Source organism: Methylosinus sp. Ce-a6 (assembly GCF_009811655.1).
Taxonomy (GTDB): Bacteria; Pseudomonadota; Alphaproteobacteria; order Rhizobiales; family Beijerinckiaceae; genus Methylosinus.
This window is the reverse complement of record NZ_BGJX01000035.1, coordinates 1-15,521: the sequence shown is the minus strand read 5'-3', so window position 1 is coordinate 15,521 and position 15,521 is coordinate 1. Positions and strand designations below refer to the sequence as shown.

Sequence of the window (15,521 nt, the reverse complement as noted above, 5' to 3'; positions counted from 1 at the left end):
TTGTTTTCCCCTTTCGGGTAGTCTATCCCCGCGCGAGCCTCGGATATTCGGCCGGCTTTCGCATGTGTTCCCACATGCCTCCGCACGAAGGAGAAGCCGTGCCGGCGGCGTGGCGTCGCTTCGGCGAACGAGGGTCTGCGCCCGCTCTAGCGAACCGCGCTCCCGCCGACGCCGCCTACCCTTCAGGCGACGCCCCATCGGCGGAGGCGGGGAGGAGAATAGGAATTTAATCCGCAGATGTCAAGGCGTCGCTTCACCGCGTGAACCGCAGCGCCGCGAACAGCAGCCCGCCGACCGCGAGCTGCGTCACCACCATCCAGCGCAGGATTTCGACCTTCAGATTGGCCGAGGTTGTCTCGATCTTGGCTTCGAGCCGGTCCATGTCGGACTTGATCTTCGTCTCGAGCCTGTCGATGTCGGATTTCGCGGCGACGCCGTCGCGCAGGGCGACGTCCAGCGCCTCGGCGTGAGCGCGCGCTTGCCTTTCGTCGACGCCGGCTTCGCGCAGGCGATCGACATAGGCGAGACGGTCGAAAACGAAGGCCGATGAACTCATGGGCCAAAAGATAGGCTCGCGTCGATCGGAAGGCAAACGACTTCAGGCGCTCTCCGTCGCTGGGGGAGAGAGGCCGCCATCACGCCTTCCATTCGAACGGGTTCAGCGTCGGCGCCCCCAGCGCCTCGAAATCCCGCATATTGCGCGTAACGACGGTCAGCCCGTGGACGATCGCCGTCGCGGCGATCATCGCGTCCTCGATCAGCCGATCCGGCTTGCGATGCATGAGACGCGCCCAATGGCGAAAGGCGAGCGCATCCATGGCGAGCACATTGTACGTCGCCGCGACCTGCTCCAGCCAGGCTTCGATCGCAGCCGCGCGTTCGGCGTCGCGCGCGCGCGTGATCTCTATCCCCGCCTGAATCTCGCCGATCGTCACGGCCGACAAATAAAGGTCGTGGTCCGCGACGCTCTGGAGCCAGGCGAGGACGCCGCCATGCGGCCGGGCGCGCCGCAATTCCGAGACGACATTGGTGTCCAAAAGATACATCAATCGAAGTCGCGGGGCGGCCGACGGCGCCGGGCGCCGCGCTCCGGCAACTCGAGATCGCCGCGCGCTGCGTCGGACAGGAGCAGGGCCTTCAATGTCGGCGGCGCGGACTGGCGAAGCCTGCGCCACTCGACGATCGGGACCAGAACAGCGGCCTCCGCGCCGCGCCGCGTGACCATCTGCGGACCCTCGTGGAGGCACGCGTCTAGCAGCTCGCTGAAACGCGCCTTCGCATCCTGCACGGCCCAGCTTTTCATGACACGGCCTCCAAAAAACCAGTCAGATAACTAGTCACTTTGTCGCGTCAGCGCAAGCGACGAGCGAAGCCGAAGGCGGCGCAGACGGTTTCCTCGTCCTTTTGAGACGCCGGCTTCGCCGGCTCCTCGGGGATAAGGAAATCTTTCCCAATCGCTCGGGTGCTGGACGCCGAATCTCGCCTCGGGCTATCACCGCTCCGCGCAGATGCGCCCGCCCCAACCCGAGAGCCTTCCCGTGATCCCCTGGACCCTGCTCGATACGGCTCCCGTGCCCGGCGGCGCGGGCGAGCTGCGGCTCAAGCGGCGGGGAGCGGAATTTTCCATCATGCTCGGTAACAACGAGCTGATGAACAGCCGCCTCAGCGGCTCGGAGGAGGCGCTCGCCACGCTCTCCTGCGCGAGAATCGCCATGCGAGCGCAGCCGCGCGCGCTCATCGGCGGCCTCGGCATGGGCTTCACTCTGCGCGCCGCGCTCGGCGCTCTCGGGGCCAAGGCGCAGATCGTCGTCGCCGAGCTCGTGCCGGCGGTCGTCGCCTGGGCGCGCGGGCCGATGGCGGAGATTTTCGGCGACAGCCTGACCGACCCGCGCGTCCGCATAGAGGTGGAGGATGTCGGGCGAGCGATCCGCTCCGGCCGCGGCTTCTATGACGCCATTCTCGTCGACGTCGACAATGGCCCCGAGGGCCTCACGCGCGACGCCAATAGCGGGCTCTATGGCCAGGACGGATTGCGGGCGGCGCGCGCGGCGCTGCGTCCGGGCGGCGTGCTGGCCGTGTGGTCCTGCGCGCCGGACCGGGATTTTTCCGCGCGCCTGCGCAAGGCCGGCTTTCGTGTGGAGGAGGTCAAAGCGCGCGCCAATGGACGAGGCGGCGGCGCGCGGCATGTGATCTGGGTCGCCACGCGCGCCGATTCGCCGCCGCGGACGCGGCCGCGAGGCGATCCGGAGTGATCGGGCGATGCAAAACGCCAGCGTCCCCAGATTGCCAGAATTCGCGTCCCGCTGCATAGTGCAGTCATGGACATCCGCGACCAATGGACGGCCGATTTTTCCTGTTCCGACTGCGGATCGGTCGGAACCGCGGTCGTTGCGGAGGAGGACCATCCCTATGAGACGGGGGACGTCGGTCGTCGAATCCTCTTCTGCTCGCCGGGCTTCGAGATTCTGCCGAGAGAGGCCGGATCGACCGACACGCGTATCGGCTGCGCCGCGTGCAGGAATGTGGTCTACGTCCGCGACATCCGAAACGCGCGCTGATTTTCGCGAGCGCTCGTCCGCGGCCGTTCGCCGATTGCCCGGGAGAGCGCCCTCCTCCCCCTTCCCCTGCCGCGGATTCTCGTCTAACACACGCCCGACCGCCGGGCCGGGCCTCTCGCCCCGCTCGATCTCGTCTCTCGGAGGGCGCGCTGGACCTTGCATAGGCTGCAGCGCGGCCTTTTTTTGTGCGCGGCCCTCGCGATACGGGACAACAGCCAGCGACGAGACGCGCGCGTTCCCCCCATAGGGGAGCGTCCCGCGACGAAAGGATGACAGACGGAGCGACATGCCGAAGCGAACAGACATTTCGACCATTCTGATCATCGGCGCCGGCCCCATCGTCATCGGCCAGGCCTGCGAATTCGACTATTCCGGAACCCAGGCCTGCAAGGCCCTGCGCGCCGAGGGCTATCGAATCGTCCTGGTCAATTCCAATCCCGCCACCATAATGACCGATCCCGACATGGCGGATCGGACCTATGTCGAGCCCATCACCCCCGAGATCGTCGCCAAGATCATCGAGAAGGAGCGTTACGCTCGTTCAGGCGGCTTCGCGCTGCTGCCCACCATGGGCGGCCAGACGGCTCTCAATTGCGCGCTCTCGCTGAAGCGCATGGGCGTGCTCGACAAATTCGACGTGGAGATGATCGGCGCGAATGCGCAGGCCATAGACATGGCCGAGGATCGCGAATTGTTCCGCGAGGCCATGACGAGAATCGGCCTCGAGACGCCGCGCTCGCGCCTCGCCAACGCCACCGATCTCAAGACCGCCGACAAGGCGCGGCGCAACGCCGAGATCGCCGAGATCGAGGCCTCGGCCCTGCCGCCCGAGGAGAAGCAGCGGAAAATCGCCGACATCCGCCGCCGCTGGGAGGCGGAGGAGCCGGAGCGCAAGCGGCGCTACATCTCCAAGGGCCTCACCGAGGCGCTGGAGGCGCTGGAGGACATCGGCCTGCCGGCGATCATCCGCCCCTCCTTCACCCTCGCCGGCACGGGCGGCGGCATCGCCTATAACAAGGCCGAGTTCATCGACATCATCGAGCGCGGGCTCGACGCCTCGCCGACCACCGAAGTGCTCATCGAGGAGAGCGTCATCGGCTGGAAGGAATATGAGATGGAGGTGGTCCGCGACAGAGCGGACAATTGCATCATCGTCTGCTCGATCGAGAACATCGATCCGATGGGCGTGCATACGGGCGATTCGATCACCGTCGCCCCCGCCCTGACGCTGACGGACAAAGAATATCAGATCATGCGCGACGCCTCGCTCGCCGTGCTGCGCGAGATCGGCGTCGAGACCGGCGGGTCGAATGTGCAATTCGCCGTCGATCCCGCGACCGGGCGCATGATCGTCATCGAGATGAATCCGCGCGTCTCGCGCTCCTCGGCGCTGGCGTCGAAGGCGACGGGCTTTCCCATCGCCAAGGTCGCCGCCAAGCTCGCCGTCGGCTACACGCTGGACGAGATCGCCAACGACATCACCGGAGGCGCGACGCCCGCCTCCTTCGAGCCGACGATCGATTATGTCGTCACCAAGATTCCGCGCTTCGCCTTCGAGAAATTCCCCGGCGCCGAGCCGGTGCTGACGACGGCGATGAAATCGGTCGGCGAGGCCATGGCGATCGGACGCAATTTCGCCGAATCGCTGCAAAAGGCGCTGCGCTCGCTGGAGACCGGCCTCTCCGGCCTCGACGAGATCGAGATCGAGGGAATGGGCCGCGGCGACGATATGAACGTCCTGCGCGCCGCGCTCGGCACGCCGACGCCGGACCGTCTGCTCGTCGTCGGCCAGGCGCTGCGCCTCGGCATGGATCCGCAGGAGATTCATGAAGCCTGCAAGATCGATCCCTGGTTCATCGCGCGGATCGAGGAGATCGTCGCGCTCGAGAGCAAGGTGCGCGCCTTCGGCCTGCCGAAGGACGCCGAGAATTTCCGCGCCCTGAAATTCGCAGGCTTCTCCGACGCGCGTCTCGCGACGCTCACCGGAACGAATGAAAAGGATGTCCGCGCCGCGCGGCGCGCGCTCGATGTGCGGCCGGTCTATAAGCGCATCGACACTTGCGCGGCGGAATTCGCTTCGCCGACCGCCTATATGTATTCGACCTATGAGACGCCCTTCATCGGCGCGCCGGCCAATGAGGCGCGGCCCTCGGACAAGCGCAAGGTCGTCATCCTCGGCGGCGGGCCGAACCGCATCGGCCAGGGCATAGAATTCGACTATTGCTGCTGCCACGCCTGTTTCGCGCTCGCCGACGCGGGCTATGAGACGATCATGATCAATTGCAATCCGGAGACGGTGTCGACGGATTACGACACCTCCGATCGTCTCTATTTCGAGCCGCTGACGGCCGAGGACGTCGAGGAGATTCTGGACGTCGAGCGCAGCAATGGGACGCTTCACGGCGTCATCGTCCAATATGGCGGGCAGACGCCCTTGAAGCTCGCCCATGCGCTGAGCTCGGCGGGCCTGCCCATCCTCGGCACGCCGGTCGATTCGATCGACCTCGCCGAGGATCGCGACCGCTTCAAGCGCCTCTTGGACAAGCTCGGCCTCAAGCAGCCCAAGAACGGCATCGCCTATTCGGTGGAACAGTCGCGGCTCGTCGCCGGCGAGCTCGGCCTGCCGCTGGTCGTGCGGCCGTCCTATGTGCTCGGCGGGCGCGCCATGGCCATCATCCGCGACCAGAACGCGCTCGACGACTACCTGCTCGGCACGCTGCCGAGCCTCGTGCCTTCGGAGGTGAAGGCGCGCTACCCCAATGACAAGACCGGCCAGATCAATACGGTTCTCGGCCGCAATCCGCTGCTCTTCGACCGTTATCTGACGGATGCGATCGAGGTGGATGTGGATTGCGTCGCCGATGGGGAGAGCGCGGCGATCGCCGGCGTGATGGAGCATATCGAGGAGGCCGGCATTCATTCCGGCGATTCGGCCTGCTCGCTGCCGCCGCGCTCGCTCTCGGCCGAGACGGTCGCCGAGCTCGAGCGGCAGACGATCCTGCTCGCCAAGGCGCTCGGCGTCGTCGGCCTGATGAATGTGCAATTCGCGCTGAAGGACGGCGAGCTCTATGTGCTCGAGGTCAATCCGCGCGCCTCGCGCACCGTGCCCTTCGTCGCCAAGGTGATCGGCGCGCCGATCGCCAAGATCGCGGCGCGAATCATGGCCGGCGAGAAGCTCGCGGGCTTCGACCTGCCGCGGCCCGCGCCCAATCATGTGGGCGTCAAGGAATCGGTCTTCCCCTTCGCGCGCTTTCCCGGCGTCGACACCGTGCTCGGGCCGGAGATGCGCTCGACCGGCGAGGTCATCGGGCTCGACCGCAGCTTCGAGGCGGCCTTCGCCAAGAGCCAGCTCGGCGGCGGGACCAAGGTCCCCCGCCAGGGAACCGTCTTCGTCTCGGTGCGCGACGCCGACAAGCCGCGCGTCATTCCCGCGGTCCGGCAGCTCGCGAGCCTCGGCTTCGCCGTCGTCGCCACGGGGGGCACGGCGCGCTACCTCCAGGAGCAGGGCGTGCCGGCGCAAAAGCTCAACAAGGTCTCCGAAGGGCGTCCACATATCGTGGACGCCATCAAGAACGGCTCGGTCCAGCTCGTGCTCAACACGACCGAAGGCGCCCAGGCGCTGGCCGATTCACGTTCCTTGCGCCAAGCTGCGCTATTGCATAAAGTCCCCTATTATACGACTCTGGCCGGCGCGATCGCGGCGGCCCAGAGCATCAGGGCCTATGTATCGGGAGATCTCGAAGTCCGCGCCCTTCAGGACTATTTCGCATCGGACGCGTGAACTCGCGCGAGCGAATTGAGGGGAGGCCGCCGCTTTCGCGGCTCGTTCATGTTCGAGGAGGTCCGACCGTTCGTCCGAGCCAGCCGGCCCGGCGAGCGCCTGGAATTTTTGACCGGGTCAGGACGCACCCAGGAGCGAAAGAGCAAGAGATATGGTGGACAAGGTGCCCATGACCGCCGCCGGCTACGCCACTCTCGACGAGGAGCTGCGTCAGCGCCAGCAGATCGAACGTCCGCGCATCATCCAGGCGATCGCCGAGGCGCGCGCCCATGGCGATCTTTCGGAAAACGCCGAATATCACGCGGCCAAAGAGGCGCAATCGCTGAACGAAGGCCGCATCGCCGAGCTCGAGGACAAGCTCTCGCGCGCCGAGGTCATAGACGTATCGAAGCTCACGGGCAATACGGTCAAATTCGGCGCCACGGTCACCGTCGTCGACGAGGACACTGAGGAGGAGAAGGCCTATCAGATCGTCGGCGAGCCCGAGGCCGATGTGAAGAACGGCCGCGTCTCCATCGCCTCGCCCATCGCCCGCGCGCTCATCGGCAAGAAGGCCGGCGACACGGTCGAGGTGAAGACGCCGGGCGGCGGCAAGAGCTATGAGATATTGAAGGTCGCTTTCGTCTGAGCGGCGTGGGCGGACAAGCCCCCTCCCCGACCCTCCCCCGCTTCGCGGGAGAGGGGGCGGACTCGGGGACCGACAGCAGTCCGAAAAAGCTCGCTCCTTCTTCCTTCTCCCACGCGTGGGAGAAGGTGGCCCTCGCATCAGCGAGGGTCGGATGAGGGCGCTTTCGGTAGAGCCGAATCTTCGACTCCCCTCCTGGCGTCCTTTGTGCAACTTCCCATACGCCGATGATCGGCTCGAGCCCTCATCCGACCCCGCTTCGCGGGGCCACCTTCTCCCGCAAGCGGGAGAAGGGAGAGCCCCGACCGCCTGGGTTCTCTCCGACGGCCGCGCCGGCCATGAGGTCCAGAGCCTCGGCATAGCGGAAGCGCTCGGCCTTACGCCCCGGCTGATCCGCCTTTCGCCGCGCGGGCTCGTCGCCGCTCTCGCCCCCTTCGGTCCGATCGACCCGCGCGAGGCGGCGCTCCTTGCTCCGCCCTACCCCGATCTCGTCATCGCCTGCGGGCGGCGGACGATCCCCTATCTGCGCCATGTGAAGCGCTCCGCCGGCGGCGCGGTCTTCACCGTCTATGTGAACCGGCCGGCGACCGGGCTCGGGACGGCCGACATCATCGTCGCGCCGCGCCATGACGGGCTCGTGGGGGCGAATGTCGTCGCCCCGCTCGCGCCCGCCAATCGGCTGACGCCCTCTCGCCTCGCCGAGGCCCGCGCCGCGCCCGACTCGCGCGTCGAAGCGCTGCCGGAGCCGAGGGTCGGATTGCTCATCGGCGGCGACAGCCGGCATTTTCGCTATTCGGAAAGGGACTTCGAGCGGCTTGTCGCCGCCGTTGGCGTGATGCAGGAGGATGGGTGGAGCGTGGCGGCGACCGTCTCGCGGCGAACGCCGGCGCGGCTCGTCGAGGCATTGCGCCAGGCACTCGGGGGCCCTCATCCGACCCTCGCTGACGCGAGGGCCACCTTCTCCCACAAGTGGGAGAAGGGAGCGCGAACTTTTCTTTGGACGGGAGAAGGAACAAATCCCTATCTTTCGATTCTCGCCTGCTCGCAGGCGCTGCTGGTCACGGCCGACAGCGTCAATATGGTCGCCGAGGCGGCGAGCACGGGCGCGCCGGTCCACGTCTTCGCGCCGGAGGGCGGCGCGGCGAAGATCGCCGCATTTCTCGACGGGCTCGAGACGCATGGGGCCGTGCGGCGCTGGCGCGGCCGGCTCGAGCAGTGGCGCTACGAGCCGCTGAACGAGACGCCGGCAGTCGCCGAAGCCGTCGCTCGCGCCTATCTTCGTTTCACGAGAGGCCAAGCCGAGCGATAGCGCTCGCATGGCCCTTGGGCTACCATCGTGCTCGAAAAAGCGTCAGGGCCTCGATATGCCTCGATCCTCATCTCTCTACGATCAGGACTTCTTCGCCTGGGCGAATGAGCAGGCCGCCCTGCTGCGGTCGGGACGCCTGGATCAGGCCGACATCGACCATATCGCCGAGGAAATCGAGAGCATGGGACGCACGGAGAAGCGCGAGCTGGTGAGCCGTCTGGCCGTGCTTTTGATGCATCTGTTGAAATGGCGCTTTCAGCCGATGATGCGAAGCACGTCCTGGCGTCTCACCATCGAAGTCCAGCGCCGCGAGCTGGCCCGCCACCTCGAGGACAATCCGAGCCTCAAAGCCAAGCTCGCCGAGGCGATAGAGGCGGCCTATGGCGACGCGGTGCTGAACGCCGCGCGGGAGAACGGTATGGACAGAGCGCGATTTCCCGCGGTCTGCCCATGGCCCTACGACGACATCTCGGCCCCCGACTTCTGGCCCGACGGCGCCTGATTTGCCTCTGCGAGACGCCCCGGTTGCGGCGCAACGCATAATGGCTAGATTGCGCCCATCCGAACGCGCCGCGCCGTCCGCGCGGAGACTTTCGCAAAGGCCGCTTCATGTCCGCAGACGATAAAGGCCGCCTGCACGCCCGCGTCATCGTGCTGGGATCGGGCCCCGCCGGCTATACGGCGGCGATCTACACCGCGCGCGCCATGCTCGAGCCGGTGGTCATCGCCGGCTTCGACCAGGGCGGCCAGCTCATGATCACCACCGATGTGGAGAATTACCCCGGCTTCGCCGAGCCGATCCAGGGCCCCTGGCTCATGGACCAGATGCGCGCCCAGGCCGAGCACGTCGGCGCGAGGCTCGTCTCCGACCATATCGTCGAGGCCAGGCTCGGCGAGCGGCCCTTCGAGCTATTGGGCGATTCGGGAACCCTCTACACCGCGGACGCCCTCATCGTCGCCACGGGGGCCAAGGCCAAATGGCTCGGCATTCCGAGCGAGGAGACGTTCAAAGGCTATGGCGTCTCCGCCTGCGCGACCTGCGACGGCTTCTTCTTCCGGGGCAAGAAGGTCATCGTCGTCGGCGGCGGCAACACCGCGGTCGAGGAGGCGCTCTATCTCTCGCAGCTCGCGGCGGAGGTGACGGTGGTGCATCGCCGCGACGCATTCCGCGCCGAGCGCGTGCTGCAGGAGCGGCTCGCCGCGCGGCCCAATGTCAAAATCCTGTTCGATCATGCGATCGACGAGATTTTAGGCGACAGCGCGCCGCTCTCGGTGACAAAGACCCGCGTGAAAAACGTGAAGACCGGCGCGACGCAGACGCTCGACGTCGATGGCGTCTTCATCGCCATCGGCCATCAGCCGGCCTCCGAGCTCTTCGTCGGCCAGCTGGAGCTGAAGCCGTCGGGCTATATAGTGGCGAAGCCGGGCTCCACTCACACCAATATTCCAGGCGTCTTCGCGGCCGGCGACGTCGCCGACGAGACCTATCGCCAGGCGGTGACGGCCGCCGGCCTCGGCTGCATGGCGGCGCTGGACGTCGAGCGCTATCTGCTCGAGACGCCGGCTCCGGCAGGCGAGGCGCTCGCTTCCGAGGAGCCGTTGTGACGTAACGCCGTCGGCCCCCTCCCCGACCCTCCCCCGCTTCGCGGGAGAGGGAGAAGATTCGGCGCTTCATCAAAATTTCGCGCAACGCCCGCCGCCCCCTCTCCCGCGAAGCGGCGGAGGGTGAGGGAGGGGGCAAAAGAACACCGAAGGCAAAATTCCGAATGCCCGACCTTCTCCTCGAACTCTTCAGCGAAGAAATCCCCGCCCGTATGCAGCGGCAGGCGGCTGATGATCTGCAGCGGCTCGTCTGCGGCGCGCTCGCCGAGCGGGGCCTCACTTACGAGGGCGCGACCGCCCATGCGACGCCGCGCCGGCTCGCGCTGCATATAGCGGGCCTGCCCGGCCGCCAGCCCGATGCGCGCGAGGAGAAGAAAGGTCCGCGCGTCGGCGCGCCCGAGGCCGCTATTCAAGGCTTTCTGAAGGGCGCCGGCCTCGCCTCCATCGAAGAGGCGAAGATCGAGAAGGATGCGAAAAAGGGCGAATTCTATGTCGCCGTCATCGAGCGCGCCGGGCGCGAGACGATCGACGTGCTGGCCGAGGTCCTGCCGACGATCGTCAAGAGCTTCCCCTGGCCGAAATCCATGCGCTGGGGCAAGGCCTCCACGCGGCCGGACGCGCTGCGCTGGGTGCGGCCGCTGCAATCGATGCTCGCCACCTTCGGCCCGGAGACGGAGACGCCGGACATCGTGCGCTTCTCGGTCGACGGCTTAGAGAGCGGCAATGTCGCCTATGGCCATCGCTTCATGGCGCCGGCGGGTTTTCCGGTGAAGCGATTCGACGACTATGTTCCCGCGCTCGAGAGGGCGAAAGTCGTGCTCGACGCAGCGCGGCGGCGCGACATCGTGCTGCATGACGCGCGCAATCTCGCCATGGCGCAGGGGCTCGAGCTCGTCGAGGACGCCGCGCTGCTCGAGGAAGTCGCCGGCCTCGTCGAATGGCCGGTGACGCTGATGGGCTCGTTCGACGAGAGCTTTCTCGCAATTCCGCCGGAGGTCATTCGCGCGACGATCCGCGTGAACCAGAAATGCTTCGTGCTGAAGCGCCATGACGGCGCCCTCGCCAATCGTTTCATTCTCGTCTCGAACATAGAGGCGAGCGACGGCGGCGCGACGATCGTCGGCGGCAATCAGCGCGTCATCGCCGCGCGCCTGGCGGACGCCAAATTCTTCTATGAGACCGACCTCGAGACGCCGCTCGGCGAGCGGCTGCCGAAGCTCGACGCCATCGTCTTCCACGAGAAGCTCGGAACGCAGGGCGAGCGCGTGAAGCGCATCGCAGCGCTGGCGCGGGAATTGGCGCCCATCGTCGGCGCCGACGCCGACAAGGCCGCGCGCGCGGCGACGCTCGCCAAGGCCGATCTCGTCACCGAAATGGTCGGCGAATTCCCCGAGCTGCAAGGGCTGATGGGCCGCTATTACGCGGCCGCGCAGGGCGAGGACGCGGAGGTCGCCGCCGCCCTCGAAGAACATTACAAGCCGCAGGGGCCCAACGACCGCATTCCGACGGGTCCCGTGTCGATCGCCGTCGCGCTGGCGGACAAGATCGACACGCTCGTCGGCTTCTGGGCGATCGACGAGAAGCCGACCGGCAGCAAGGACCCCTATGCGTTGCGACGCGCGGCGCTGGGGGTGATCCGCCTCGCGCTCGAGAATGGGCTGCGCCTGCCGCTGCGCGAGGCTTTCGCCGCGGCGCAATGGCCGGTCTGGCTCGCGGCGCGCACGCCGCTGCGCGAGCTGGTGACGAGCGAGATCAATCGCGTCGCCTCCGATCTGTCTCCGAACGGCGGCTCGAGCTTCTCGGCCGAGGCCGAGGCGAATTTGCGCCACGACATAGAGAAGCAGCTTCATGCGATCGGCAGAGAGCCCGGCGCCGAGGCGCCCTCGGCTCCCGCCGAGATCTTCGTGCGCGAGACGCTCCCGGGTCTGCTCGCGGCCAACGCCTCGGACCTCCTGGCTTTCTTCATCGATCGCCTGAAGGTCTACCTTCGCGATCGCGGCGCGCGATATGACCTCATCGACGCAGCGCTCGGGGCCTCGGCTCCGGCGCAGTCTCGGGAAGGGAGCGCGCAAATGCCGGACGATCTCCTCACCATCACGCGCAAGGTCGAGGCTCTGGGCAAATTCCTCGACACGGACGACGGCAAGAATCTGCTCGCCGGCTTCCGCCGCGCCGCGAACATTCTGAAGATCGAGGAGAAGAAGGACGGCGCCGGCGCCTATGACGCGCCGCACCATCCCAATCTGCGCATGGAGCTCCCCGAGCATAAGCTCGCCGCCGCGATCAAGCGTGCGCGGGAGGAGACCGGCGAGCGGCTCGACAAGGAGAATTTCGAGGGCGCGATGCAGGCGCTCTCCAAGCTGCGCGAGCCGGTCGACGCCTTCTTCGACGCGGTGACGGTGAATTGCGAGGATCCGCAGGTGCGCCTCAACCGCCTGCGCCTGCTCGCCGAGCTGCGCGAGGCGATGCTGCAGGTGGCGGATTTCTCCAAGGTGGCGTGATCGGCCCCGGCCGTCATTGCGAGCGAAGCGAAGCAATCCAGGGGCCGCCCCACGGCTCTGGATTGCTTCGTGGCTACGCTCCTCGCAATGACGTCGGAAAAGACGTCACGCCCCGTTGCCCGTGAATGTGCGCGGGGCCGGCGACAGCACCTTCGCGGCGCCGCCGGAAATCTCCAGCACCGAGAGGCCGCGCTCGTTCATGCCGTCGGCCTTGAAGCGGAACACGCCGTCGGCGCCGTTGAAGCCCGACGGATTGACGAGCACAGTCTCCGAATAGCGCTGCGAGCCCTGGCTGCGCGACAGAGCGATGGCGAGCGAGACGGCGTCATAGCCGAGCGTCGCGATGCGGGCCGGATCGCTGTTGAACTTCGCCCGATAGCGCTGCGCCAGCGTATTGAAGCCTGCGTTCTCCGGAGCGACGAACCAGGCGCCCTGCAAGGCGGGCAGCTTCAGCACGCGCGCGTCGTTCCAGAGGCCGGTGCCGAGCACCTGAATGCGCCTGGTGTCGATCCGCGCCGCCTGCAATTCCTGCGAGACGGCGGCCATCGCCTCGGCCTGCTCGGGAATGAACAGAGCGTCGATCTGCTCGGCCGCCTGTGCGATGCGCTGCGCCGAGGGCTGCACGGCGCCGGGCTTATAGCGCTCGATCGTCGGCACGCGCAGGCCGTGATTGGCCGCGCTCTGCTGGAACTGGGCGAGCGCCACCGTGCCGTAGTCGTTCTCGGGCACGAGCGCGGCGATCGACTTCTTGCCGCGCTGCGCGGCATAGTCGACGATGCGCTCGACATAGTTCTCGACGAGGAAAGACAGAAGATAGACGCCCTTGCCGGCGACCGAGGAATCCGTCGAAAAGGCGATGACCGGCTTGCTGGCGCCGCGCGCGACGCGCGCCGCCTCCTTCACGCCGCTCGCGAAGACCGGGCCGATGACGATATCCGCGCCCTCATTGATCGCATTCTGCGTCGCCTGCGCCGCCCCGGCCGCCGAGGAATGATCGTCCTTGACGAGAATGGTCACGTCATTCACGCCGCTGTCGGCATAGGCGAGCTTGGCGGCGTTGAGGAGCGAGGCGCCGACCTGGCTCGGCCCCGAGGCCTGGGAGAGCGGCACGATGAGCGCGATGCGGGTCGCGCCATTGCCGATCTGCTCGCCCTCGGTGAGCTGGCCGACCTCGACCTTGCCGACCGGCGCGGAGAGCCGCAGATCGGATGCGCCGGGAATGCCCGGCCCCGCCGTCGGGCTGCAGGCGCAAAGAAGAGCGGCCGCGCCGATGGCGCAGACCAGCCGCGCGACGGCGGCCGCGCCGCCGAAGCGCGTCCGACGCCGAATTGGCGTCCACTTCGGCTGGAAACGCTCTAGCCGAAACCTGTCCAGCCGACTATTGACCAACGGAAGCCTCCCGCTCGAACGGCCCGATGAAATCGCCGTCTTATCGCGATTGCGCAAAGCGCACGGCAACCCCTAAATTGAAATAAATGCGAATTTTGCGGGGAAATTGCGGCCTTGAACGCGCCAGCCATGTTCTGTAAAAAGAACATGCGGACGGTTCACCGAACATCAACATCGGCAGAGACCAAGCGAATGGCCATGAACGAGGACAATATGACGGCGACGGCGGCGGCCTATACCGCCTTCGGCCTGCGGGCGGAGGCGGAGAAAATCGCGCCGGGGCTGCATCTCGTCGCCACGCCGATCGGCAATCTGAAGGACATCTCCTTCCGCGCTCTGTCGACTCTCGCCGCCGCCGACGCGGTCGTGGCCGAGGACACGCGCGTCACCAAGACGCTGCTCGCCCATTACGGAATTTCGACGCCGCTCGTCGCCTATCACGAGCACAACGCCCATGTGATGCGGCCACATCTCATCGCGCGGCTGGAGACCGGGGCGGCGCTGGCGCTCGTCTCCGACGCCGGCACGCCGCTCGTCTCGGATCCCGGCTACAAGCTCGTCGCCGAGGCGCTGGAGCGCGGCGTGAAGGTCACTTCCGTTCCCGGCCCCTCCGCCGTGCTGGCCGCGCTCGTCGTCGCCGGCCTGCCGACGGACCGCTTCTTCTTCGAAGGCTTTCTGCCGCACAAGGGCGGCCCCCGTCGGGCCCGCCTCGCCGAGCTCGCGCGCATTCCCGGCACGCTGGTCTTCTTCGAATCGCCCAAGCGCGTCGCCGAGACGCTGGAGGACGCCGCCGCCGTGCTCGGTCCCCGCGACGCGGCGATCGCGCGCGAATTGACGAAGCTCTATGAATCGGTGCGGCGCGGCAAGCTCGACGCGCTCGCCGCCGCGCTGCGCGAGGAGGAGCCGCCGAGGGGCGAGATCGTGGTGCTGGTCGCCCCTCCCGGCGCGGGCGCCGAAGCGACGAGCGAAGCCGAGCTCGACGCCAAAATCGAGGAGGCGCTCGCCGCCCATTCGCTCAAAGACGCCGCGAGCGTCGTCTCCGCCTCGACCGGACGGCCGCGCCGCGAAGTCTATGCCCGGGCGATCAAGCTCGCCGCCGGACGGGCCGAGTGAGCGAGACGGAAGAACGGCGCGAGCGCCATCGCGGCGGGCTGCGCGCCGAAACCCTCGCGGCGCTGTGGCTCGGAGCCAAATTCTACGCGATCCTCGATCGCCGCTATCGCATTCGCGGCGGCGAGATCGACATTGTCGCGCGGCGCGGCCGGACGATCGCTTTCGTCGAAGTGAAGGCCCGCGCGAGCCTCGAAGAGGCGATGACGTCCATCACCGAGGAGAAGCGGCGGCGCATCTCCCGCGCGGCGTCGAGATGGCTCGCCTCCAATCCTTGGGCCGCGGATCACGTGCTGCGCGGCGACGCGATCTATGTGACGCCGAGGCGCCTGCCGCTTCATATGGCCGCGGCGTTCGAATTGGATCTAGGCTGACGAAAGAGGCGGAGCGATGAAACCGCTCTCCTTCTCCCGCCTGCGGGAGAAGGTGTCGCGCGAATGCGCGACGGATGAGGGTCCGTGGGACACGTAGAGCCCTCATCCGACCCCGCTTCGCGGGGCCACCTTCTCCCACAAGTGGCACGGCTGTCCGGGGAAAATCAGGCATAGTGGAGTTCCAGCTGGTCTGGGGATTTCCATCGGCTCGGGACGAGGTATTTGGGCGGCGGCTCGTCGAGGAGCGCGATGGGTCGGCGGGCGAAGAGGAA

13 protein-coding genes are annotated in these 15,521 nt (G+C 67.1%); 9 read left to right on the top strand and 4 right to left on the bottom strand.

What is annotated here, in order from left to right:
* Window positions 1-253: 253 nt before the first annotated feature.
* The 3 genes from Mspo_RS16525 to Mspo_RS16515 form a co-directional block, all read right to left on the bottom strand.
* A complete protein-coding gene (locus tag Mspo_RS16525; protein ID WP_159731654.1) occupies window positions 254-556 on the bottom strand; it encodes a hypothetical protein in 303 nt (100 codons plus the stop codon).
* Between the two features lie 79 nt (window positions 557-635).
* Window positions 636-1,046, bottom strand: coding sequence for a type II toxin-antitoxin system VapC family toxin (locus Mspo_RS16520; RefSeq protein WP_159731652.1), 411 nt, complete (start codon window positions 1,044-1,046; stop codon window positions 636-638).
* The gene (locus tag Mspo_RS16515) at window positions 1,046-1,303 is read right to left on the bottom strand and encodes a type II toxin-antitoxin system Phd/YefM family antitoxin (RefSeq protein ID WP_159731650.1); all 258 of its coding nucleotides are present in this window, start codon (window positions 1,301-1,303) and stop codon (window positions 1,046-1,048) included. The genes Mspo_RS16520 and Mspo_RS16515 overlap by 1 nt, the downstream gene beginning before the upstream one ends.
* Before the next feature lie 235 nt (window positions 1,304-1,538).
* On the opposite strand from Mspo_RS16515, the gene Mspo_RS16510 reads away from it, so the two are divergent.
* The 7 genes from Mspo_RS16510 to glyS all read left to right on the top strand — a co-directional run bounded on the left by Mspo_RS16510 (window position 1,539) and on the right by glyS (window position 12,376).
* Window positions 1,539-2,252: a spermidine synthase gene (locus tag Mspo_RS16510; protein WP_159731648.1), complete on the top strand. Its 714-nt coding sequence runs from the start codon at window positions 1,539-1,541 to the stop codon at window positions 2,250-2,252.
* Window positions 2,253-2,844: 592 nt separating this feature from the next.
* Window positions 2,845-6,339, top strand: a complete 3,495-nt coding sequence (carB, locus tag Mspo_RS16505; RefSeq protein ID WP_159731646.1) for a carbamoyl-phosphate synthase large subunit — start codon at window positions 2,845-2,847, stop codon at window positions 6,337-6,339.
* 154 nt (window positions 6,340-6,493) lie between these two features.
* Window positions 6,494-6,967: a transcription elongation factor GreA gene (greA, locus tag Mspo_RS16500; RefSeq protein ID WP_026191343.1), complete on the top strand. Its 474-nt coding sequence runs from the start codon at window positions 6,494-6,496 to the stop codon at window positions 6,965-6,967.
* 151 nt (window positions 6,968-7,118) lie between these two features.
* A complete protein-coding gene (locus tag Mspo_RS16495) occupies window positions 7,119-8,273 on the top strand; it encodes a mitochondrial fission ELM1 family protein (protein ID WP_159731644.1) in 1,155 nt (384 codons plus the stop codon).
* 55 nt (window positions 8,274-8,328) lie between these two features.
* Window positions 8,329-8,775, top strand: coding sequence for a DUF29 domain-containing protein (locus tag Mspo_RS16490; RefSeq protein WP_159731642.1), 447 nt, complete (start codon window positions 8,329-8,331; stop codon window positions 8,773-8,775).
* Between the two features lie 107 nt (window positions 8,776-8,882).
* On the top strand, window positions 8,883-9,878 hold the full coding sequence (gene trxB / locus Mspo_RS16485) for a thioredoxin-disulfide reductase (RefSeq protein ID WP_159731640.1): 996 nt from the start codon (window positions 8,883-8,885) through the stop codon (window positions 9,876-9,878).
* 161 nt (window positions 9,879-10,039) lie between these two features.
* A complete protein-coding gene (gene glyS / locus Mspo_RS16480; protein ID WP_159731638.1) occupies window positions 10,040-12,376 on the top strand; it encodes a glycine--tRNA ligase subunit beta in 2,337 nt (778 codons plus the stop codon).
* A gap of 105 nt (window positions 12,377-12,481) precedes the next feature.
* On the opposite strand, the gene Mspo_RS16475 is transcribed toward glyS, so the two are convergent.
* Window positions 12,482-13,648 (bottom strand): penicillin-binding protein activator, encoded by a 1,167-nt coding sequence (locus tag Mspo_RS16475; protein ID WP_159731697.1) that lies wholly within the window; start codon window positions 13,646-13,648, stop codon window positions 12,482-12,484.
* Window positions 13,649-13,963: 315 nt separating this feature from the next.
* Here Mspo_RS16475 and rsmI point away from each other — a divergent pair, with 315 nt between their 5' ends.
* Together rsmI and Mspo_RS16465 are read left to right on the top strand one after the other, a co-directional pair.
* Window positions 13,964-14,878 (top strand): 16S rRNA (cytidine(1402)-2'-O)-methyltransferase, encoded by a 915-nt coding sequence (gene rsmI / locus Mspo_RS16470; RefSeq protein ID WP_159731636.1) that lies wholly within the window; start codon window positions 13,964-13,966, stop codon window positions 14,876-14,878.
* Window positions 14,875-15,249, top strand: a complete 375-nt coding sequence (locus Mspo_RS16465; protein ID WP_159731634.1) for a YraN family protein — start codon at window positions 14,875-14,877, stop codon at window positions 15,247-15,249. The genes rsmI and Mspo_RS16465 overlap by 4 nt, the downstream gene beginning before the upstream one ends.
* Window positions 15,250-15,521: the final 272 nt, after the last annotated feature.